This is a genomic window from Novosphingobium aquimarinum (genome assembly GCF_009746585.1).
Classification (GTDB): Bacteria; Pseudomonadota; Alphaproteobacteria; order Sphingomonadales; family Sphingomonadaceae; genus Novosphingobium; species Novosphingobium aquimarinum.
In genome coordinates, this window is sequence record NZ_WRPO01000027.1 from 22,178 (window position 1) to 43,491 (window position 21,314).

Here is a 21,314-nt window from a genome sequence, read left to right on the forward strand (position 1 = left end):
GTGGGCGAGGGGGCGATTACATGTCCCAGCTTGCGGTAACCCCATACATGCGAGGCGCATCATCGGCGGCGAACGTGCCGAAATTGGTGAAGGACTCGGTGACGAACCGTTGCTTGTCGAACAAGTTCGTGACCCACGCGGTCAGCTTCCAGTTCTTGTCGGCGGTAGTGTAGGTCGCCGAGAGGTTCACGTTGCGATACGAGCCCTGCCGCAGGTCCCCGGCAGGATCCCAGTTGAAGCCGCTGTTGTGGTAGAGGCTGGCGGTCAGGTCGAAGCTGGAGCCGTCCTTCAGCGGGATCTTCTGGTTCAGCTCGGCTGTGCCCACGAACTTTGGCGCGCGCATCAGCGGATTGCCGTCAGCCGGGCGACTGCTGTTGATGTTCCCGGTGGGAGAGAGGATAAAGAACGCCGCCTCTGGGAAGTCCTTGTATTCGGAATGTTCGACTGCAGCGCCGAGCTTCAAGGTGGTCTTCTCGGTCAACGCCGCCAAAACGCTTAGGTCGATGCCATAGGCGCGTGCGCGCGCTGCATTGCGGTAGCTCTGCGCTGCCCCGCCCTCGAAGATCGCAACCTGGAGATCCTTGAATTTGTAGTAATACGCCGAAGCGTTGAAGCGCAGGCGCCGGCCGAACAGGTCCGACTTCACACCAGCTTCCCAGGAATCCAAGGTCTCAGGATTGACCGGTGTGTTGTCGGCCGAGGAGGTTGTGAAAAGTCCTGATTTGTAGCCCTGCGAATACGTCGCATAGAGCAGAGCATTGTCGAGCTTGTACTCGAGGCCGATTTTCGGAGTGAACTTCTCCCAGTTGCGCGAAGCCGCCGGATAGGGGATCGATGCGGCCACCGTTCCGTCGGGTAGGAGCAGGTCCTGACGTCCGGCGCCCTTGGCCTTGCGATCCCAGGTGTACCGCGCTCCGAGCGTCAGGGTCAGCCGATCCGTCAGCGGTGCGGAACCCTGCGCGAAGACGGCGAACGAGCGCGTTTGGATGGGCGAGAAGAAATCATATCCGATTAAAGGCGCCGGCAAGAGGACTCCGGAGCGGACCGATAAAGGCAGGTACCCGCTCTTCTCCTTCAGATAGTAAGCGCCGGCGATCCATTTGATTGGGCTGCCAGGCTTCGACACCAGCTGCGCTTCCTGTGAAAATTGGCGGCTGCGGATCGGAGAGTTGACATAGGCCACCGGCGTGTCCGTTCCGTCCAAATTCGCCTGAACGATGCTCTTTCCTTTGCGGTAGCCGGTGATGCCGACGAGATCGGCGAACCCGAGATCGACCTCTTCACGTAGGATTCCCGTTGTCGCAGTGGCACGACGGAATTGCGGTATGTCGGAAACAACCACGTAGTCTTTGATGATCGGGGTGCCACCCAGCGTGTTGCCGATCGCGTTGGGCTGCACGTTACGGTAGGATGCCTCTACATTGTAGTCGTAGCTGTGCTCGATACTGCCGGTCAGTTTGACGGCGTCCACCGGCTGCCACACGGCCTTGAAACGCGCCGCCCAAGCCTTGTTCTTTGTGCGTTGACCCGGCGGCAGAGCAGGGGCGTAGTTCAGGTAGGTGTGTCGCTGTGTCCCTATGGCGTAGACACCGATAGCAAGGGTATCACTCACTCCGCCCGACACGTGTGCCGAACCTTCGAAAAGGTCGTAGTTGCCGCCGGTGACAGATGCACTCGCCTCCAGCTCCTGCTTGGGCGTCATCGTGTAGATGTTGATCGCACCGCCGGAGGCATTGCGACCGTAAAGAGTACCCTGCGGACCGGCCAGGACCTCGACGCGGTCGATCCCGAGCAGGTTGGTGATCACCGACTGGTTGTTGACGATGTACACGCCGTCGATGAATGTGGCGACGCTCGCCTCCGCCCCGGGAGAGCCGATGTCGCTACCAACGCCGCGCAAGAATGGCTGCGCGAATCCTGCATTCGACGCGTAGTTGAGCGATGGTACTTCCAGCTGCAGGCCCTGCGTATCCGCAACGCGTGCGTTCGCAAGATCACCGGCGGCGATCGAGGTGACTGCAATCGGAACGTTCTGCACGTTTTCCGAACGCTTCTGTGCTGTGACGATAATCTCTTGGAGCGGAGACCCTGCGCTCTCCTCCTGAGCGTATGCGGCGGGCGCAAGTAGCGTAAGCGTCGATAGGCAGGATCCCCACAGGTACTTCATTATTTCCTCCCCTTTGATTTACAAGTTTCAACAATTATTGATTTGAATAATCTTTGGAATATCTCAATCAGACGGCTTCTCTGCTTTCCAACATCGACAAGCGGAGCTCGCGTTTAAGAATTTTACCGCTCGCATTGCGCGGCAAAGTCTCAGTGATGTGGATGGCTTTGGGTCGCTTGAAGCCGGACAAGTTCGCCGCACAGTGCTCCATCAGGTCCTCGACTTTGCTGTGACAGCCCGGCCGCAGAACGACCACTGCAGTCACCGCCTCTACCCACTTTGGATCGGGCAGGCCGATGACCGCGACTTCCGACACTGCCGGATGGCGATAGATCGCTTCCTCTACCTCGCGCGACGCGACGTTCTCGCCGCCCGACTTGATCATGTCCTTCTTGCGATCGACCACGGTGATGAAGCCATCTGCGTCCATCCAGCCCAGGTCTCCACTATGGAACCAACCACCTGCGAACGCCGCGGCAGTTCGCTCCGGGTCGTTCCAGTATCCGCTGAGAAGCTGAGGCGAGCGATGCACGATCTCGCCGATCTCGCCTGTCGCGACGTCGTTCATGTCATCGTCGACAATGCGCGTCTCGACGTGCTGGGTAGGCCGCCCGGCCGATCCCAAGCGACCTTCGTGCTCCTCGGGGCGCAGGACACTCGCCACGGGGGCGATCTCAGTTTGCCCATAGAGGTTCCAGAGGCGTATGGCCGGGAAGCGCTCTTGCAGTTCGCGAAGGACCTCCACTGGCATGATGGAAGCGCCGTAGTAACCCTTTTCCAGCGAGCTCAGGTCCGCGCCTTCAAGTTCGGGCGAACGCAGGATCGCGATCCAAACGGTCGGAGGCGCGAAAAAGGAGGTTGCACGATGCTTGGCAAGCAATCCGATGATATTGGACGCGGCTGGGTTGCCGGTTATCACGTTGCAAGCACCGACCTGAAGCGCAGGGCCAAGCATGCAATCCAGCTGCGCACAATGGAACAGCGGCATCGCATGAACAGCCACAGTATCGGGCGTCCACTCGCAATCGATGATGCAGCTCTGATACTCCCAGAGTACTGCACCGTGCGAGAGCATCGCGCCCTTCGGCTTCGATTCAGTGCCGCTGGTGTAGATGAGTTGGAGCAGATCATCGCCGCCGCTAAGGCAGGGCGGCGGGACATCATCAGTCCGCAGAGTGTCCCAAGACGGAACCTGCAAAGGCGGAGGCGTCGTCTCTCCCGGGATGCCGAAGATAGTCTCGACGGCCGAACGGTCCGCGGCCAGAGCGACGTCAACTGTAGACGCGTCAACAAACAGCAATTTCGCGCCAGAATGATTGAGGATGTACTCGATGTCTCCAGCGTTCAACATGAAGTTGATAGGCACCAGAACAGCGTTCGCACGTGCCGCAGCGAAGCGGAGCGCCGCGAAGGCATGGCTATTGCGGGCGAAGAGAGCCACGCGATCGCCTTTGCCGATGCCGGCGTTAGCCAAACCTGCGGCCAGCCGCTCGACGACACCTTCAAACTCGGCGTAGGTCCAAGAGGTTTCGCCGCAAACTACAGCCAGGCGGTCGCCATGCCGACGCGCCGAGCGACGGAGGAGTGCCGTCAACGACTGACCGCGCGCGCTTGCAACTGCGGGGCTGAGTTCCGCTGGCATTGCGCTATCCGGCCCGTCGGGCATCACTTCTCTCCTGAATGGCTCTATGGCCTTGTGCTTTGCTTGGATGCGTGGGCTCCCGCGGCTGGCGGGATGCGGAAGCCCACGCTGGTACGCGCTCTTAGAAGAAGGCTGGGATGCGTCCTTCGAGGCCAAGTCCGAGAAGCACCCGACCGCATGTTTCTTCCGCGTAGTTCACGTCGCCGGTGCTGTGGTTGCCCAGCATCAGCATGTCGCGGTTGATGCGGTCGAGTTCCTCACCGGCGAAGTGGATCGAGCCACCAGCCTGCCGCACGATTTCGGCAACCGCTTCTGCCGCCCAATCGACAGCTTCAGCGGAAAGCAGCGTGAGATCGGCCCGGCTTTCAAGGGTGAACCCGTTGCGAATGCCTGCAATGGTGCCCTCCACAACTTCGCGCTGCATCATTTCGGCCGCGCGCAGCTTGGCGTAGCACGCGCCGAAGATGCGATGGATCGTTTGTGACTGCTGCAACGGCCCGCCACCCCAGTAACGTGCGCGGCGAGGAAGGATGTCTTCCTTGAAGATTTCCAGCGCACGATGAGCGGCGCCGAGCGGATAGGCAGGGTGGCCGAGGGCTGCAATGCGGAAGATGGGGCAGCGCGACAGTTCGTTGTCGGGATCAGCTTTGACGCCCGGGGCTTCCGGCGAAATGTAGGTCTCCATGTCCTGCACGCGCTCGTCGGGAACGAAGACGTCCTTGGCGAGGATGTCGTTCGACGCCGTTGCGCACAGACCAGTGGTGTACCACATATCGTCGATCTGCATGTCGCGCATCGGCACCAGGCAGAACATCCGCGTCTTCCGACCGTCGAGTTCGTGCGGCACGCTGACCACAGCCCAGGTCGAGTGCATACAGCCAGAGCTGAAGCCCCAGCGACCATTGAGAATCCAGCCGCCGTCGACTTTGGTGACGTTAGAGCCTTCGCGGGCCTGGTTGGTGCCGCAGCAGCCGTTGTAATCCGGGTCTCCGAAAACTTCGGCCTGCACTTCAGGGGAATACTTGCGGATCCAGATTGCACACTGTGCAAGGAACGACGCCACCCAGCCTGCCGATGCCGAACCCTGGGAAACCAGGTACGACATTTCATAGTGTTCCCAGAAGCCCAGGTCACCGCCGCCGTACTGCTTGGGCACGTGCATGTGGATCACGCCGGCATCGCGCAGATCCTTGATGGTTTCCTTAGAAAGGTTGCGCGCCTTTTCCTCAGCGTTTGCGCGTGCGCGCAGGCCGGGCACGATCTCGCGAACGCGCTCAATAAAATCGCGTCCTTCCTTCGACAGTCCTTGCGCAGGACCGATCTTGCTCATGTACATCAGGGATCTCCCAAGCGGTCATTGCCAGCGGCGGTGAGGCGTCAAACCCTCATCGCGGAACGCCGCGGCCTGGTTTGCGTACGACGTGGGTTCTACCGGGTCTAATACTTACTACTGCTCTCGCATACCCTTTTGGGTATCTCTAGGTGACCACCGGGAGGAACGTGTCATTGAGCTTCTTTTCATAATAGAAGACCGCCGGGCCGGCATGTTCGAACTCCCAGGACCGCTTGGGATGGTCCGGGTAGAACGTGTAACCGCCCGCGAAGACTTCGTTCCGATTGCCGGAAGGGTCCCAGAAATAGATGGTCTTGCCGCGGGTGATCCCGTGCCGCGTCGGTCCGATGTCAACGGGAACATTGTACACGGCCATGAGGTCGGCAGCATGGCCGATCGCGGCCCAGTCTTCGACCAGAAAAGACGCATGATGGAACTTGCCGGGCTCCGGGTGTTCGACAAGAGCGATGTCGTGAGCCTTGTTGGATGCCGACAGGAACACGGCCAGGGGGCTTCCAGTCGGATCCTCGAGATGCTCTGCCAGCTCGAATCCGAAGACCTCGTGCAAGATGGCCTGAGCAGCGGCGACGTTCGTTCCGTACAAAAGGCAGTGATCGAAGCGGATAGCTGCTGCCCCGGACGGAGGCTCGCGAAACACGTGCGGGTTGCGCGTCAGCGGCGCGCGGTCGGACAGTTCCGCTTCCGCGTAGAAGTCGAGGAGGTGTCCCGTCGGCATATGCACGCGCAGACGCCGGCCCATGCCTGGCTGTTCTCCTGCTGCCACCCATTCGGTGTGAATGCCGCGCTTCGCCAGCGCGGATTCGGCTTCGAGCAGGAAGGGTTCGCCGTCGCACTTGAATCCGGTGCAGTCCATGCCCGCCTCTTCCGCGGGACGCAGCACGACGCTGTGGCGGTCGAATTCATCGAAGGCTCGAAGGTAGACGCGGCCGTCCGGCTCGGTTGAGACGATCTGCAGGCCGATGATGGCCTGATAGTGCCAAAGCGCCTTATCCATATCGAGCACGCGCAGTTGGACGAAGCCAGGCCTAAGTACGCCGCGAAGAGCCATAATCAATCTCCCGATTCTGAAAACTTAATGTTCACTTTGGTTGGCTGCAGCGCACTAGGCGGCCTGCCACGCTGACGCTCATGTCGGAGAGCGGCCACAGCTGGCAGGCCAACGCAAACCCATCGGATTGCTCTTCGACGCTGACGTGGGCTCGGCTCATCGATCCACAACGATAGTTCCCGTGACGAACCTGCACCTTGCAGATGCCGCAGCCGCCACCGCGGCAACCCGAGATGATCCGGTCTGGATTGCGGCTGGCGCGCACCGCCGCCAACAGGTTTTCACCCTCTCGGCAGCAAACGGGGTCGCCTCCGTCATTCAGCTCAATGCGCAAAGGGACCACGCCTACACGACCGTTCCATTGTTAATCTGCGAAGCGCGAACGGACGAATGGTAAGCCGTTTCGGTGCGACCGGCTTCTTGCGCCTCCAAGAAGCGACGGATGTTGGTTCCAGCAAAGCGGGTGAGGGCCGATCTGTCCCAGCCGCGCTCCATGAGGGCGGCGATGAGGAGCGCGTAACGGTCTACGCGCAGCATTTCGGGGATGTGCAAGGCTGGTGACGGACCGGCTGGCGGTGCTGGTGGTGTCTTCCCCCGGCGACGCCATTTGGTCGGACCCACCGGAGCATGCTCGCCCACGAGGTGAGCGAAACCTTGCCAAGGCTCTTCGAAGCCAAGAGCGACAGCCTCTTCCCCGGCTACGTTGCGAACGTGGTCCGCCAAGTCGACGAGTTCTTTTACCCCCACCAATGGCTTCGAGGAGATCAGATAGGCGCTTGGCTGAATGCCGATGATACCGCCCTTTTCACCAATCGCGCGCATCAGCCCGTCGGACTTGTTCTTTGGCACGGGCGCCAGTGCAGCCGCGGCCGTATGGTTGGCCCAGATCGGTCGTGTCGACACGTCCAGGGCGTCGAAGGCGGTGCGCTCGTTGGCATGCGAAATATCGATCGCCATGCCCACGGTGTTCATCCGCTCGACAACGCCCGCGCCGAAATGCGTCAATCCGCCGTCGTGGCGCTCGCCGGGCGGGCAACCAATCGCGTTCTGCCCATGCGTGACAATGACGCAGCTGCGCTGGCCAAGGCGGTAGAAATAATCGACGTCGTCAAGAGTGCGGAACATGCCGCCAAAGTGCATGCAGAGAAGCACGCCTACGCGCCCTTCGGCTCGCGCACGATCGACGTCTGCGACGCACCCGATCCGCACTACTCGATCGGACAAGTCGAGCAGCCGGCTGTTCCATCGCGCGATCTGCTCTACGGCGCCCTGGTAGGGATCCGATCCGATGCAGAAGACCGGTACGCCCACGGCATGCAGGCCGGCTCGCTGCCACTCATCGACGATCTCGCGGGACAATTCGAAGCCGTCGAGAAGAAAGCGGTCGCCGTCGCCAACGCGCGACAAGGTGAGTTCCGACCCCTGGATGACCAAGGTTTCGGCCAGGAACTCCTTTGCAGCCGCGAGGCCGGCTTCGGTGGCAATCTCTGTGTCCGTCATCGCCTCAAGCACTTGTCATGGTCAGCCGCAATCCGCGCGGCATGGGGTAGGGCGCTGGTGTTGCCTGGTTGGCCTGATCGACGAACCGAACGATCTGGTCGAACGCCAAAGCGGCTTCAGGGATCGGCAGCAGCGGCCAGTTGTGTAGCATCCCGGGCTCCTCGATCAGGCGGAAGTGCTGATGGCTGCTCGCTACCTTCGCCTTCAGCCTCTTTGCGTCGGAGTTCAGGAGGTCACGGCTACCTGTGAGCACCAACGCGGGAGGCATGCTGGAGAGGTCTGCATTGAGCGGACTGACTACGGGGTCGGCCAGCGAGCGCTCGCCAGCGAACGCAGCGGCGGCCCACCGCAGCCCGGGGAGATCGAGCACTGGATCATGCTCCGCGGCAAGATCGAGCCCAGCGGCGGATAAGCTCAGGTCCAGCCACGGCGAAATCAGGACCATGCAGCCTGGTGGGATCTGCTTCTCGACGCACGCGCCCAGCGCAAGATCAAGAGCTAGGCCAGCGCCGGCCGAATCGGCAATTAGCTGAATGGGCTTCCCGTTCGCGTGCTCTGTCGCCTTTACATAGCTCTCCCACACGGCCTTGCGGATCGCGTCGCCATCCGCATCCGGGACCAGGGGAAAGATGGGCACCCACACTGCAAAACCTTGAGCGATCAGCTTGCCGATAAAACGCCAGTGCAGGCCGTTGATCTCAAGCGCGTGAGCACCGCCGTGGATGTACAGGAGGTCAGCGCGAGGAACGCCGCCGTGAGGAACGAGCCCGCGCGGCACGAGGCGGAACAGCGGGTACTGAACCGTTCCGTACTTGGAAACGATGGCCTGCCGCTGCAATGCACGTCCAGGCCGCGGTCGGGGGCGAGTGCGCTGCCGATCGATCGCACGCTTAAGGCGAGCAGGATGGGTAAACATCGTCTTGAGCGGCAGGATCGAGAATATCCCACTCAGCAATTTGGCACGCAAACTCATCGAAACAACTCTGGACTTGGTGAAATCAAGCAGCAGTCCAGGCTGGCGCATGAACTGGCGTCACACATGCGGCACATAGGGCCGGACTGAGGGCCGCCCTCTCGAGCGCGGCGCCTGTCCTTGTTTCTTTCTGGCACAGCAGACGCTTCAGCCATGGGTTTCCTCGCCCGTCACCTGCATCGGAAATGCAGCTGGATTCTTCTGGGTAAGATGCCACGGGGATGATCATCAGTCGATAACAAAATCGACAAAAGGCAGTTTCGGCGATTTTTTATTTCGCTTTAACTGCAGCCTCGGTTTTGTCGATAGCCTTGAGGAATGCCTTCAGCATCAGGTCCGAACTCTCGCGGAGGTAGGCACAGGCAAGGTCGACCGACGGCGGATCTTCCATGCGGAAATCGCGGTACGCCACTCCTTTGAAGGGAAGCGTACGACTGGACTCCGAAACCAGCGCGAAGCCGAAACCGCTAGACACGAGGGACAGGCAGGCAAGCGGCTCTGACACCTCGTGAGTGACCCTCGGAAGCCGACCGACCGAGCGGAAAGCTTCTGTCGCGAGGTGAAGATAATTTACGCGTTCAGGTCCCGTCATCAGGATCAGCGGGGTGTCGACGATCTCGGCGGGAGCGATATCCGCATGCTTGGTGAGGGGATGCCGCTCGGGAAGCGCAATGAGAAGCCGTTCTCCCGAAATGCGACGGACCACGACATCCGGGGCGGATTCGCTGAGAGGATTGAAGCCGATCGCAACTTTGTGGTTGCGCAGCGCAACCAGCAGTTCCGCCCCGTCCATCGCCAGTAGGTTGATCTTCACTCCCGGATACTCTTCCATGAACCGGCGAAACACTCCCGGGACGAAGTGATAAGCGCTCGAACCATAGATGCCGATGCTGAACTCTCCCATGAGGCCGCTACCGATGCGCCGCGCATTCTCGATCATGCGGTCGTGCATGTCGATGACATGCGCGGCATCTTGAACGAACGAACGGCCTGCTTCGGTAAGCTCTATGCCGCGTGAGGTTCGCAGGAAGATATCATGCCCGAGTTCCTCCTCGACCTTGCGGATCATGCGGGTAAGGGGCGGCTGCGATATGTTCAGTGCTTCGGCTGCCGTGCTGATGTTGCCGGCTTGCGCCACTTTTATGATCTGAGAGAGCTGGCGTACGTTCACGGATTTAAGCTCGTGAAAGCTTGCCTGCGCCTTTGCGCTGTTCGCGCTGGGCAGCCATGTCGGCCATTCTCTGTTCGACGACCTGCGCTGTTAGCAGGATGTGTTGGCGCGCAGCTTCGCAAGCCGTATCTGCGTCGCGGCCAAGGGCAGCGTTGTAGATGGCCTCGTGCTCGTCAAACAAGTTGCGCCGGTTCATGTCGAGACCAATCGCGATCGCACGATAGCGGCCATGAAGATCGTATAGCTCCTCGTGCACCTGGAGGAGCTTCTTCAGCGGACATGCCGACATGAGGGCCTGGTGGAATGCGCGATTCCGGCGCTCGCGATCTTCACTGTCTATATCGCCTCTGCGCTCAATTCTGCCGAGGGAGTGGAACGCGACGACAACGCCATCTTCCCAATCGTCGGAGCCGGCTAGGATCGAGCGGCGAAGCGCTTCCGTCTCTATCAGGATGCGCGTTTCCGTGAGGTCACGCAGTTCATCCAGCGAGATGGGTGGCACGTGAAACCCACGTTGCCCAATTGAGATGACCAAACCTTCTGAGACAAGTCGATTCAACGCCTCGCGCAAGGGACTTCCCCCCACGTCGTAGCGCTCACGCAATTCGCTGATTCGCAGTTTGGAGTCCGCGATCAGAACTCCACGGATGATATCCTCTCGCAACCGCCGGTAGACGCTCTCCACAAGCGTCGGTGCAGCATTCTCGTTCATTGATGGCCAGCTCACCCCATGAGTTTCTCTCGGATCATAGACATAGTCGCTGCAAATGCCACCATGCTTGGAAAATCGGTGTATTGCCAAAAAATCGATTTTCTCCTAAGCCGCCGACAGCTAAGGGGATGTCATGGTCAAGACGATCAAAAATTTCATCGGCGGCGAGTACGTTGCCGGAACGGCCGGACGGCTGTTTGACAAGCTGAGCCCGGTCGATGGCAGCTTGGTGGCACGTGTTCACGAAGCTTCGCAGGCCGATGTGGACCACGCTGTGGCGGCCGCCCGTGCAGGGCAGGCAGAATGGGCGGCGTTGATGCCTGCCCAGCGCGCACAGATCCTGCACAAGGTTGCCGATGGCATTGACGCTCAAGCAGAGGAGTTCGTCGCGGCAGAGTGCGCCGATACGGGCAAGCCTTATACATTGGCCAGCCATCTAGACATTCCAAGGGGCGCGGCGAATTTTCGGATTTTCGCCGATCTCGTTGCCAACGTTCCGACAGAGTCGTTCGTGATGCCGACCGCAACGGGCGATGCGCTTAACTATGCTCTTCGCGTTCCCAAGGGTGTGATCGGCGTCATTTCGCCGTGGAACCTACCGTTGCTGCTGATGACTTGGAAGGTCGGTCCGGCGATGGCTTGTGGCAACGCAGTCGTCGTCAAGCCATCCGAGGAAACACCTGCGACCACGACGCTTCTTGGCGAAGTGATGAATGCAGCAGGGGTCCCCAAGGGTGTCTTCAACGTTGTCCATGGCTTTGGACCAGGTAGTGCTGGAGAATTCTTGTCGCGGCACTCTGGCGTCGACGCGATTACCTTTACCGGCGAAACCCGGACCGGCGCGGCAATCATGAAGGCTTGTGCGGATGACATCCGCGACGTGTCGTTCGAGTTAGGCGGCAAGAACCCCGCGATCGTCTTTGCCGACTGCGACCTCGAGAAGGCGATCGATGGCACTGCTCGCTCCGTCTTTTCGAATTGTGGGCAAGTCTGCCTGGCAACTGAGCGTGTTTATGTGGAGCGTTCGATCTTCGAAGAGTTCGTCAGCCGACTGGCTGAACGCGCACGGACCTTGCGGCTCGGAATCCCGTCTGATCCCGCCACCACCATGGGCCCGCTGATCTCGAAGGAGCACCAGAGCAAGGTTCTCGGGTATTACAAGCTGGCGGTTGAGGAAGGGGCAACGGTGGTGTGCGGCGGCGGCGTTGCTGACGTCGGAGAGGCTTACCGCGACGGCTGCTGGGTGGAGCCTACGATCTGGACCGGTGTCGACCACTCGCACCGGATTATGCGCGAAGAGGTCTTCGGGCCGTGCTGCGCCATCATGCCGTTCGACACCGAGGGGGAGGCCATCGCCCTTGCGAATGACACCGACTATGGCCTGGCCTGCTCTATCTGGACTGAAAACCTGTCGCGTGGCCACCGAGTGGCGGCGCAAATAAACTGCGGTCTGACCTGGGTGAACTGCTGGTTCTTGCGCGATCTGCGCACTCCCTTCGGAGGCTCCAAGCAGTCTGGCATCGGCCGCGAGGGCGGTGTTCATAGCCTCGAGTTCTACACCGAGCTGCGCAACGTGTGCGTGTTGCTTTGACGGAGATCGTTGTGTCCGAACTGTCCGCCCAGAAGATTGAAGAGGTTGCGCAAGCGCTCCGCCAGGCCGGCGAAACCCGCGAGCCATGTGCACCTTTCCAGGCAGACCTGCCGGGATTTACCGTGCAAGACGCTTACGCCGTTCAGGAATTGAACACCGCTCATGGCTTGGCTTCCGGGCGGCGCTTGGCGGGCCGCAAGATTGGTCTGACGAGCAGGTCCGTCCAGCAGCAGATGGGCGTTCACCAGCCTGATTTCGGAATGCTGTTCGCTGACATGGCGTTCTGCGACGGTGAGCCTGTACCGGCCTCCAGGCTGATGCAGCCGCGGATCGAGGGTGAAATTGCTTTCGTTTTGGGCAAAGCGCTCGATCGTGAGCAGTTGACGCTGCCTGATGTGATTAGCGCGATCGATTACGCCCTGCCTTCGATCGAGATCGTCGACAGCCGTATAGCCGACTGGAAGATTGGTATCTTCGATACCATTGCCGACAACGCGTCCTCAGGGCTCTACGTGCTCGGAACGCGGCCGGTGCGGCTGTCAGCGCTGGATCTGACTCTGTGCGGCATGGTTGTCGAAAGCCGGGGTGAGCCACTGTCCACCGGGGCTGGCATCGCATGTCTGGGCAATCCGCTTCATGCGGCCCTTTGGCTGGCCCGCAAGATGGTCGAGGTCGGCCGGCCGCTCGCTGCGGGAGATACGATCCTTTCGGGTGCTCTGGGACCGATGGTACCGGCAACCGCCGGCGAGGTCTACGAGGTCCGGATCAACGGCCTAGGCAGCGTGCGCGCTGCGATTGAAGCATAGGAAGGGCGCACCAGCATGGCGAAAGTCAAAGCGGCTATCATCGGTTCGGGCAACATTGGCACAGACTTGATGATCAAGATGGTCAAGTACCCGCAGAACATGGAACTGGCCGTGGTGGTCGGTATCGATGAGGCGTCCGAAGGATTGGCGATGGCGCGAGAGCGCGGCATTGCCACCACGCACGATGGGCTTGATGGGTTCAGGTCAATGCCCGAATATGCCGATGTCAAGATCGTCTTCGATGCGACATCCGCCTACGCGCACAAGGTCCACGACCAGGTTCTTCGAGCTGATGGCAAGCTTGTGGTCGATCTCACTCCGGCCGCGATCGGACCGTTCACCGTTCCTCCGGTGAACATGGAAGAGAACCTTGCTTCCGGCAACGTCAACATGGTGACGTGCGGCGGCCAGGCAACCATTCCGATGGTCGCGGCAGTCAGCCAGGTCGCGACGGTGCACTATGCAGAGATCGTCGCATCCGTTTCGTCGCGCTCTGCAGGCCCGGGCACTCGCGCCAACATCGACGAATTCACTCGCACGACCGCACGGGCAATTGAAAAGGTCGGCGGTGCTCAGAAGGGCAAGGCGATCATCATCCTCAACCCGGCCGAACCGCCGATGATCATGCGTGACACGGTCTTCACCCTTTCGGAAGGGGCGGACGAGGATGCGATCCGCGCTTCGGTCCAGGCGATGGTCGAGAAAGTGCAGGCCTACGTTCCGGGCTATCGCCTGAAGCAGCATGTCCAGTTCGAGCACTTCGGCGATAACAATCGCCTGACGATCCCCGGTTACGGAGAATTCGCCGGCATCAAGACGATGATCATGCTCGAGGTCGAAGGCGCAGGCGACTACCTGCCCAGCTACTCGGGCAACCTGGACATCATGACCGCCGCTGCCAAAGCGACCGGAGAACTGATGGCCAAGCGTGTCCTCGACAACAAGGTGGCTGCGTGATGGCTTCGAATTTTGACGTCGCCAGCGGCGACAAGCTTTACATCCAAGACGTTACGTTGCGCGATGGCATGCACGCGATCCGGCATATGTACGGGCTTGACCAAGTCACAGCGATTGCCAAGGCCCTTGACGATGCCGGCGTCGATGCAATCGAGGTTGCGCACGGCGACGGGCTGAGCGGAGCGAGCTTCAACTACGGTTTTGGTGCTCACACGGACTGGGAGTGGCTTGAAGCCGTCGCATCGGTCCTGACCCGTTCTGTGCTCACGACACTGATCTTGCCCGGCGTCGGCACGGTGGAGGAACTGCGGCGCGCGTATGACATCGGTGTACGTTCGGTGCGCGTGGCGACGCATTGCACCGAAGCCGACGTGTCGCGCCAGCACATCGGCATCGCGCGTGATCTCGGGATGGACGTGTCAGGCTTCCTGATGATGAGCCACATGATCGGGGCGGACGACCTTGCGCAGCAGGCTCTCCTGATGGAAAGCTATGGAGCACAGTGCGTCTACGTCACCGACAGTGGCGGCGCGCTCGATATGAACGGCGTGAAGGCGCGGTTCGAGGCTTACGATCGGGTGCTGCGACCCGAGACGCAGCGTGGCATCCACGCGCACCATAACCTCTCCCTTGGCGTCGCAAACTCGATAGTGGCTGCCCAAGCTGGCGCCGTTCGCATCGACGCGAGCCTTGCTGGCATGGGGGCAGGCGCTGGCAATGCACCGCTTGAAGTGTTCATTGCCGCTGCTGATCGGAAGGGCTGGAATCACGGGTGCGACGTCATGATGCTGATGGACGCCGCCGAGGACCTGGTGCGCCCGCTTCAGGATCGTCCCGTTCGGGTTGATCGCGAGACGCTGGCACTTGGCTATGCGGGGGTCTATTCCAGCTTCCTGCGCCATGCCGAGAAGGCCGCGGACACTTATGGGCTCGATACCAGGACGATCCTTGTCGAGCTGGGCAGGCGCAAGATGGTTGGTGGCCAGGAAGACATGATCGTCGATGTCGCACTGGATCTACTGAAGGCCAGGGAGAATGCCGCGTGACCCGCGATTACCACGCCATAGCAGCTATCGTCGACGACGCCGCACGGTTCGCTAACGCGATCCCACAGCTTTCCCTCAACGGCAACGACCTTGATCTGCAAGAAGCCTACCGTGTGCAGGCCGCCTCCATCGCGCGGCGTTATCAGCGCGGCGAAGTGCCGACTGGCATAAAGATGGGCTTCACAAGCCGTGCCAAGCAGGTGCAAATGGGCTTGTCGGACATGATCTGGGGTCGGCTGACCGATGCTATGCGCGTCGAAGACGGCGGCGAGATACGGCTGCAAGACTATGTCCATCCGCGAGTAGAGCCGGAGATTGCATTCCTGCTAAAAAAGCCACTGACCGGCAAGGTGACGGTGCTGGAAGCGATGGCTGCAGTCGAGGCGATTGCGCCTGCGATCGAGATCATCGACAGTCGATATGAAGGTTTCAAATTCAACCTGCCGGACGTTGTGGCGGATAACACCTCGTCCTCGAGCTATGTCGTAGGCGCCTGGCATAGCCCGACGATCGACTTTTCCAATCTCGGCATGTCTCTCGAAGTGAATGGCATCCCGGTTCAGATCGGCTCCAGTGCCGCTATCCTGAATCATCCCGCCCGCGCGCTCGCTGCCGCCTCGCGATTGATTGGCGAAGAAGGCATGTCGATGGAAGCGGGTTGGATTCTGATGGCTGGCGGCGCGACGGCGGCGCATGCACTCAAGGCTGGCGACGACGTTCGCTTACAGGTCGAGCAGATGGGGCTTGTCGGCTTCTCGGTGGCATCGGCATGAGCCAAGGTTCACCGCGGCCGGGCCGCACCGCGGTCGAGGTCTACTTCAATTTTCGCAGCCCCTACTGCTACCTGGCTTCCAAATCCCTTTTCGATGTAATCGGCCGCTTCGATGTCGATCTCGTCTGGCGGCCGCTTGGTGGATGGAATGGACGGTCCCCGCCCGAGCGAGCCGCGGAAAAGCTGCCGCTGGCGCGCCAGGACGTTTCACGTTGGTGCGCGCGGATGGGCATACCTTTCTGCCCGCCTCCCAAGGACACCGAACCTACAGCACCTGCATTGCTCTCGCTAGCAGCGCAGGAAGCTGGCCTGCTGCGCCCGTTTGTCGAGGCAGTGATGCACGCCGAATGGGGCGAAGGCTTGAACATCGGTCAAACTGCCGTGCTCGAACCGATCTGCGCGAGCGTCGGCCTTGGTCCAGATGTTCTCGAAGCTGCGCTCGCGAACGCAGATTACGCGCGCGTCCTGGATGAGAACTGGTCCAAAGCCAGGGTGAGCGGCGTGGTCGGCGTCCCCAGCTTCGTTGTGGAGGATGAGGTTTTCTGGGGCAACGATCGACTCGACTTCCTGTCCGAGCACCTCGCCACCTTAGGCCCTGAGCGCGGCTGAGGCACTGCTCGCACCACGGCCGATGTCGTTTTTCATCGAGACTGAAGTTTGAAAAAAAGGTCCTGAGTCCGGCCAACTTTGGAGAGGTTGCAAGCCATGGAAGACAATCCTTTAGAGGTGATCCCGGACCTCTCGCTCTGGAGCGAGAATTACGCCTACATGATCACCGACTCCTCGCAAGGCTTCGCTTGTTTCCTGCTGATGGGCCGCTGGATCCCTGACCCGACCGTCTGGCGTGAATTCTTGATGGTGCAGATGCCGGATGGCCGGATGTTGCACCACAAGAGCTGGGGAAGGGCGACGAGCCGGAATGTGGTGAGCGCAGCTCTCGCCAGGATCGAGCTCGATGGCGACGCAGGCTGCCGCATTTTCTTTGATGGCCCGATCGCCGAGACGTCGAGGGAAGTACTTCTTAAGCAGGGGACCCGCAACCAGTCGCTCGGACGCCTGACGCTTGACCTGTCGATCAGCAGCGAGGTGCCCGTCTGGAATATGAGCGGGCATGCCAGCAGCGCCGAAGAGATCGCTGGCAAGATGCACATCGAACAGGTCGGCGTCGCCTCTGGCACAGTGACTTTCGGCGACGAGACGGTGCAGGTCAACAACGCCTTCATGCAGCGCGACCATAGCCGCGGTGTTCGCGACGTCACGAAGTTCTACCGGCACTGCTGGGCCCAGGGCAGCTTCCCGGAGCGTGACCTCACTTTCAACCTTTACTCGATGCTCGTGTTCGGACGGGAAAACGAGCCGATGATGAACGCAAGCGTGACCCAGGCCGGCAAACGGTACCCGGCAACCATCATCGAGATCGCCTATATGGACTCGCGCGCCGACGCGATGAAGCCATACTCGATCACGCTGGCATGCGAATTGGGCAACATGACCTTTCGCATTGTCGATTTCGTCGCGAGCTTCCCGACCGCATTCGTATCTCCTTGGGACATTGTGGCAGGCGTCTTCCCCGAGGAGCACAGCGTCACCGGTGTCGAAGAGGCCGTGGTTTGGGAGTGGGAGGGTCTGCGCGGTGAGGGCTGGAGCGAGCGCAGCTTCACAGACCAAGCCTTCGACAAGCAGGGGGCAGCCGCATGAGGCGCATCACGGCACCCGGACGCGACGCCGCCCTCCTGGCTGCGCTGGTCGATGCTTCTCCAAAACTGCGTATCGAGGGAGATGCCTCGGAAGGACCGCTGTCGAGCCGTGGGCTCTTCGCTGCAGCGCTACGAGCACTGGCGGCACAGGAAGCGGCAGGTGGGGAGGGTGCGCGCAAACGCATTTCGAGCTTCGAAGACGTGGAACGCACCGTGGCAGGTTCATCCTCGATCGGTGAGAGCAACGAGGTCGATGGTGCTCTTCACGAGACGTTAGCACGGTCCGAGGCCCGATTGTCCGACGCGCCGGAGCATTTGCGACCACAACAGTTGCAGGCGCTCTGCAAGTGGGAAGCCGATGACCTGCTCTCCGCCATTGCTGAGCATGACGGGGGCTCAAGCGATGCGGACGTAGTGGATGCCGTGCGATTAACGGCATACCTGCGTCGCTACCTTTCCGATCCTACAATCAGCGTGTCAGTCTGCCACCAGTTGAATGGTGGGTTCGGCAAGGAGACCTACCTCTTCTCCGTCACCGGAGAGAAGCTGGCCGGCGACTTTGTCATGCGTCGAGACATGGCGGTGCAGTTGATCCCCAACGCGTGTCATCGCGTCGCGGCCGAGTTCGCCCTCGTTAAGGCTGTCGGCGAGGCCGGCTTCGAGACACCTGATCTGCTGTGGGTTGATGTGGAGCATCCGGAAATCGCCGGAGGAGATTTCATCATCATGCGCCGGAGCCGGGGGCAGGCAGGCGGTAATCTTTTCGGGGCCGACCAGACCCCTTCGCCTGAGCTGAATGATCGCTTGGGCAACATCATGGCCGCCTTGCATCAATTGCCGCCGCTGACCGGGCTGGGGGATCTGACCGAGTCCATTCGCTCCGATCTCTGGGGCGCACCCGCCCACGTCGCGGTCCGCAACTACCTTGAGGGCTACCTTAAGATGTTCCGCAAGGCCGCGCACACGCCGTCGCCGGCTACCGCTGCTGTCTTCCGATGGCTTATCCAGAATGTTCCCGAGAGCGACACGACTGCCACGCTCGTCCACGGCGACATCGGCTTTCACAACATGCTTTTGGACGATGGCGAGTTGGTGGCGGTGCTTGATTGGGAGTTCGCTCACATCGGGCATCCCGGAGAAGATCTCGCCTATGCCTATAATGCAGGTGGGCGCGACCTTGATTGGCCGAGAGTTGTGCGCGCCTATGAAGCGGCTGGAGGTCCAGTCGTCTCTAAGCGCACGTTCGAGTACTTCCGCATTCTCATGCAAGCCCGCAACGCTGTGAGCACCAACCTGGCCAGCGCGAAGCTGTTTCGCGGCGAGGTCACAGACCTGCGCCTGCTGTCCGGTGAGTTCTATTTCCGGCCGCATATCCTTCAGTCGTTGGGCGAAATGATCTCAGCTTATGGATCGGATTTTGGGGTATGACGCACAGCAGCCGCTTATTTGAGCCGACCTGCGTCGCGGGCATCAAATTGCCCAATCGGATAGTCATGGCACCAATGACGCGGCGCAAGGCGCCAGAGGGTGTCCCCGGTCAAGACGTCCTGGAATACTACGAACGCCGGGCTGCTGCCGATGTAGGTCTGATTGTGACCGAAGGCGTTTGGATCAATCACCCTTCGGCATCGAACGCCAGCGACGTGCCGCACATCTATGGCCAGGAGGCTTTGGCAGCGTGGGGCCGCGTGGTCCAAGCGGTCCACGCGCAGGGCGCCAAGATAGCGGCGCAGCTTTGGCACGTCGGATCACTGGCTTCGGATTCGACGAGTGACAGTCGTCCGGATCGGATCCTCAGCCCGTCGGGGTTCTACCGCGAAGACACGATTGTCGGTGAGCCGATGACAGAAGACGAGATCGCCGCGGTCATTGACGCTTATGCATCTGGCGTCGAGAATGCTCGCGCGGTCGGATTTGATGCGGTCGAGTTTCACGGCGCACATGGCTATCTTATCGACCAGTTCCTGTGGGAGCGGACGAACCGACGGACTGACGCTTACGGCGGCAACCTCAAGGAGCGCACCCGCTTTGCAGTCGAACTGATTGCCGAGTGTCGCCGCCGGGTGGGGCCGGACTACCCGCTGATCCTGCGGATTTCGCAGTTCAAGTACGAGGCTTACGACTACAAGCACGCTGCCAATCCAGACCAACTTGCAGAAATCATCGAACCTCTGGTGGATGCCGGAGTGTCGATCTTTCACTGCTCGCAGCGGCGTTTCTGGGAGCCGGAATTTGCTGGCGACGATCGCAATCTGGCGGGCTGGGTCAAGGCGATTGGTGGCAAGCCCACGATCACCGTAGGCTCCGTCGGCCTCAGCGCAGATTCGATCTCCACCAACTACCTTGAGCCCGGGACGCTAGCCGGGCCTGCCGATCTGCGCCGGCTTGAAGAGATGCTCGCTCGCGGCGACTTCGATCTGGTGGCGGTGGGGCGCGCTTTGCTCCAGGATTGGGAGTGGGCACGCAAGATCCATCAGGGCCGGCGTGACGAACTCCTGCCCTATTCGACGGCTGCGATCGACACTTTCTACTGACGTCACGCCAGGACAGGATAGCCAATGCTCAGCCCTTACGACGAATTCCCGATACACCAGACTTCGCACACATTCGCCAGCATCCCATCTACTGACTTCTCGTGGGATGACGGCTGCTATTTCGGGTTCTTCAGTCCCGCCGAGAAGGTGTTTCTCGCCGTCGGATACCGCGTCAATCCCAACTCCGACATAATCGGCGGCTTCGCGATCCTGAACGTCGATGGCAAGCAACACACGACGCGGTTCAGCCGATGCTGGCGACGGGACATGACTACGCGGGTGGGACCGTTCGCGGTCGAGGTGATGGAGCCCTTGCGCAAGCTGCGCGTCAGCCTCGATGAGAACGAAACGGGGCTCAGCTTCGACCTCGTCTGGACCGGCGTTTCTCCAGCCGTTCTCGAAGAGCATCACCTCGCCGAGAACCGCATGCGTCGCACGACCGATCAGAGCCGCTATTGCCAGGCGGGTGAGCCGAGCGGCTTCATTCGATTTGGGGAGCAGCATTGGCAGGTGGACCCCGCCGGCTGGAGTTGCGCCCGTGACCATTCTTGGGGCCTTTACGCCGAGCGTCGACCGCTTTCCCCCGATCCGCGTTGGCTCCCGCCCAAGATCGTGCAGGCCCATCAGCGGGCGCTGCGCTTCTGGATCATACTGCGTGCGGGGCCATTCAGCGGCTTTTTCCATCTCCATGAAGATGCTGACGGCGTGCAGCGAGACTTTTCCGATGTTTTCGGAACCGCTCTGGGCGGCTCCCTCTTTGCAGGATGGGACAGCAAATTCGAGATAGCGACAGCTCGGCACGAGGCCGTCTATCAACCGGGCACTCGGCTGTTGAGCAAGGTCGTGATGGCCATTACCGACACGCAGGGCGGTAACTGGAAGTTGGAGTTCGAAGCGGTCGCACCCCCATGGATCGCTCAAACTAGTGGCTATTTCCCGGGTGGCTGGAAGGATGGCGGCAACGTCCACACCTACCATGGCTCAGAGGAACTCGCGCTCGAGAGCGACAGCTTCGACTTCTCGATTCAGCCGATTGATTATCGACCCTACCAGGCCGAGGCTGATACAACGGACATGTTCGGTGCCGGCAGCTCGAAGGTCCAAGGCATGGTGTACCTTTGCGCAGTGAAGGTGAAGGGGCCAGACGGTACGGTGGGACAGGGCGCTGCGCACGTCGAGCACTGGATCAATGGTAGGTATGCTCCCTACGGCTTCGAATGAACTTGGTTTTTGCCTCTTTGCGAAAACGAAAAAAGAAGGGGGCCCGGTCCATTTGGACCGGGCCCCTTTTTCAGGTGGGTAACAGAGTGCAAGAGGAGAGACGCTCAATGCGTCTCTCTTTGC

Annotated in this window: 19 protein-coding genes; 10 read left to right on the forward strand and 9 right to left on the reverse strand. The window is 60.6% G+C overall.

The window, feature by feature from the left end; genetic code table 11:
- Nucleotides 1-16: 16 nt before the first annotated feature.
- The 9 genes from GQO94_RS18505 to GQO94_RS18545 form a co-directional block, all read right to left on the reverse strand.
- Nucleotides 17-2,167 (reverse strand): TonB-dependent receptor, encoded by a 2,151-nt coding sequence (locus GQO94_RS18505; RefSeq protein ID WP_156842882.1) that lies wholly within the window; start codon nucleotides 2,165-2,167, stop codon nucleotides 17-19.
- 67 nt (nucleotides 2,168-2,234) lie between these two features.
- On the reverse strand, nucleotides 2,235-3,833 hold the full coding sequence (locus GQO94_RS18510; RefSeq protein WP_232333023.1) for a fatty acyl-CoA synthetase: 1,599 nt from the start codon (nucleotides 3,831-3,833) through the stop codon (nucleotides 2,235-2,237).
- A 97-nt stretch (nucleotides 3,834-3,930) separates the two neighbouring features.
- Nucleotides 3,931-5,145, reverse strand: coding sequence for an acyl-CoA dehydrogenase family protein (locus GQO94_RS18515; protein WP_156842883.1), 1,215 nt, complete (start codon nucleotides 5,143-5,145; stop codon nucleotides 3,931-3,933).
- A gap of 142 nt (nucleotides 5,146-5,287) precedes the next feature.
- Nucleotides 5,288-6,211, reverse strand: coding sequence for a catechol 2,3-dioxygenase (locus GQO94_RS18520; RefSeq protein WP_156842884.1), 924 nt, complete (start codon nucleotides 6,209-6,211; stop codon nucleotides 5,288-5,290).
- A 31-nt stretch (nucleotides 6,212-6,242) separates the two neighbouring features.
- Entirely contained in the window at nucleotides 6,243-6,554 is a 312-nt protein-coding gene (locus tag GQO94_RS18525) for a 2Fe-2S iron-sulfur cluster-binding protein (protein WP_156842885.1), read from the reverse strand.
- Between the two features lie 2 nt (nucleotides 6,555-6,556).
- A complete protein-coding gene (locus GQO94_RS18530) occupies nucleotides 6,557-7,723 on the reverse strand; it encodes a dipeptidase (protein ID WP_156842886.1) in 1,167 nt (388 codons plus the stop codon).
- Nucleotides 7,716-8,735, reverse strand: a complete 1,020-nt coding sequence (locus GQO94_RS18535) for an alpha/beta hydrolase (protein ID WP_156842887.1) — start codon at nucleotides 8,733-8,735, stop codon at nucleotides 7,716-7,718. The genes GQO94_RS18530 and GQO94_RS18535 overlap by 8 nt, the downstream gene beginning before the upstream one ends.
- A 220-nt stretch (nucleotides 8,736-8,955) precedes the next feature.
- Nucleotides 8,956-9,855 carry a LysR family transcriptional regulator gene (locus GQO94_RS18540; protein WP_156842888.1) on the reverse strand — a complete coding sequence of 300 codons (900 nt, stop codon included), beginning with the start codon at nucleotides 9,853-9,855 and terminating at the stop codon, nucleotides 8,956-8,958.
- Nucleotides 9,856-9,859: 4 nt separating this feature from the next.
- Nucleotides 9,860-10,567, reverse strand: coding sequence for a GntR family transcriptional regulator (locus tag GQO94_RS18545; protein WP_156842889.1), 708 nt, complete (start codon nucleotides 10,565-10,567; stop codon nucleotides 9,860-9,862).
- Between the two features lie 133 nt (nucleotides 10,568-10,700).
- On the opposite strand from GQO94_RS18545, the gene GQO94_RS18550 reads away from it, so the two are divergent.
- The 10 genes from GQO94_RS18550 (at nucleotide 10,701) to GQO94_RS18595 (ending at nucleotide 21,191) form a co-directional block, all read left to right on the forward strand.
- On the forward strand, nucleotides 10,701-12,158 hold the full coding sequence (locus GQO94_RS18550; protein WP_156842890.1) for a 2-hydroxymuconic semialdehyde dehydrogenase: 1,458 nt from the start codon (nucleotides 10,701-10,703) through the stop codon (nucleotides 12,156-12,158).
- A gap of 11 nt (nucleotides 12,159-12,169) precedes the next feature.
- Entirely contained in the window at nucleotides 12,170-12,964 is a 795-nt protein-coding gene (locus tag GQO94_RS18555; protein WP_269748777.1) for a fumarylacetoacetate hydrolase family protein, read from the forward strand.
- A 15-nt stretch (nucleotides 12,965-12,979) separates the two neighbouring features.
- Nucleotides 12,980-13,921 carry an acetaldehyde dehydrogenase (acetylating) gene (locus GQO94_RS18560; protein WP_156842891.1) on the forward strand — a complete coding sequence of 314 codons (942 nt, stop codon included), beginning with the start codon at nucleotides 12,980-12,982 and terminating at the stop codon, nucleotides 13,919-13,921.
- Nucleotides 13,921-14,967, forward strand: coding sequence for a 4-hydroxy-2-oxovalerate aldolase (dmpG, locus tag GQO94_RS18565; protein ID WP_156842892.1), 1,047 nt, complete (start codon nucleotides 13,921-13,923; stop codon nucleotides 14,965-14,967). The genes GQO94_RS18560 and dmpG overlap by 1 nt, the downstream gene beginning before the upstream one ends.
- Nucleotides 14,964-15,740, forward strand: a complete 777-nt coding sequence (locus tag GQO94_RS18570) for a 2-keto-4-pentenoate hydratase (protein WP_198046037.1) — start codon at nucleotides 14,964-14,966, stop codon at nucleotides 15,738-15,740. Before dmpG ends, GQO94_RS18570 begins: the two co-directional genes overlap by 4 nt.
- A complete protein-coding gene (locus tag GQO94_RS18575; protein ID WP_156842893.1) occupies nucleotides 15,737-16,348 on the forward strand; it encodes a 2-hydroxychromene-2-carboxylate isomerase in 612 nt (203 codons plus the stop codon). Before GQO94_RS18570 ends, GQO94_RS18575 begins: the two co-directional genes overlap by 4 nt.
- A 96-nt stretch (nucleotides 16,349-16,444) precedes the next feature.
- Nucleotides 16,445-17,437, forward strand: coding sequence for a hypothetical protein (locus GQO94_RS18580; protein ID WP_156842894.1), 993 nt, complete (start codon nucleotides 16,445-16,447; stop codon nucleotides 17,435-17,437).
- Nucleotides 17,434-18,864 (forward strand): phosphotransferase family protein, encoded by a 1,431-nt coding sequence (locus GQO94_RS18585; RefSeq protein ID WP_156842895.1) that lies wholly within the window; start codon nucleotides 17,434-17,436, stop codon nucleotides 18,862-18,864. Before GQO94_RS18580 ends, GQO94_RS18585 begins: the two co-directional genes overlap by 4 nt.
- Complete coding sequence (locus GQO94_RS18590; protein ID WP_156842896.1) at nucleotides 18,861-19,970, forward strand: NADH:flavin oxidoreductase; 1,110 nt, start codon at nucleotides 18,861-18,863, stop codon at nucleotides 19,968-19,970. The genes GQO94_RS18585 and GQO94_RS18590 overlap by 4 nt, the downstream gene beginning before the upstream one ends.
- A 24-nt stretch (nucleotides 19,971-19,994) precedes the next feature.
- Nucleotides 19,995-21,191, forward strand: coding sequence for a hypothetical protein (locus GQO94_RS18595; protein WP_156842897.1), 1,197 nt, complete (start codon nucleotides 19,995-19,997; stop codon nucleotides 21,189-21,191).
- Nucleotides 21,192-21,314 lie beyond the last annotated feature (123 nt).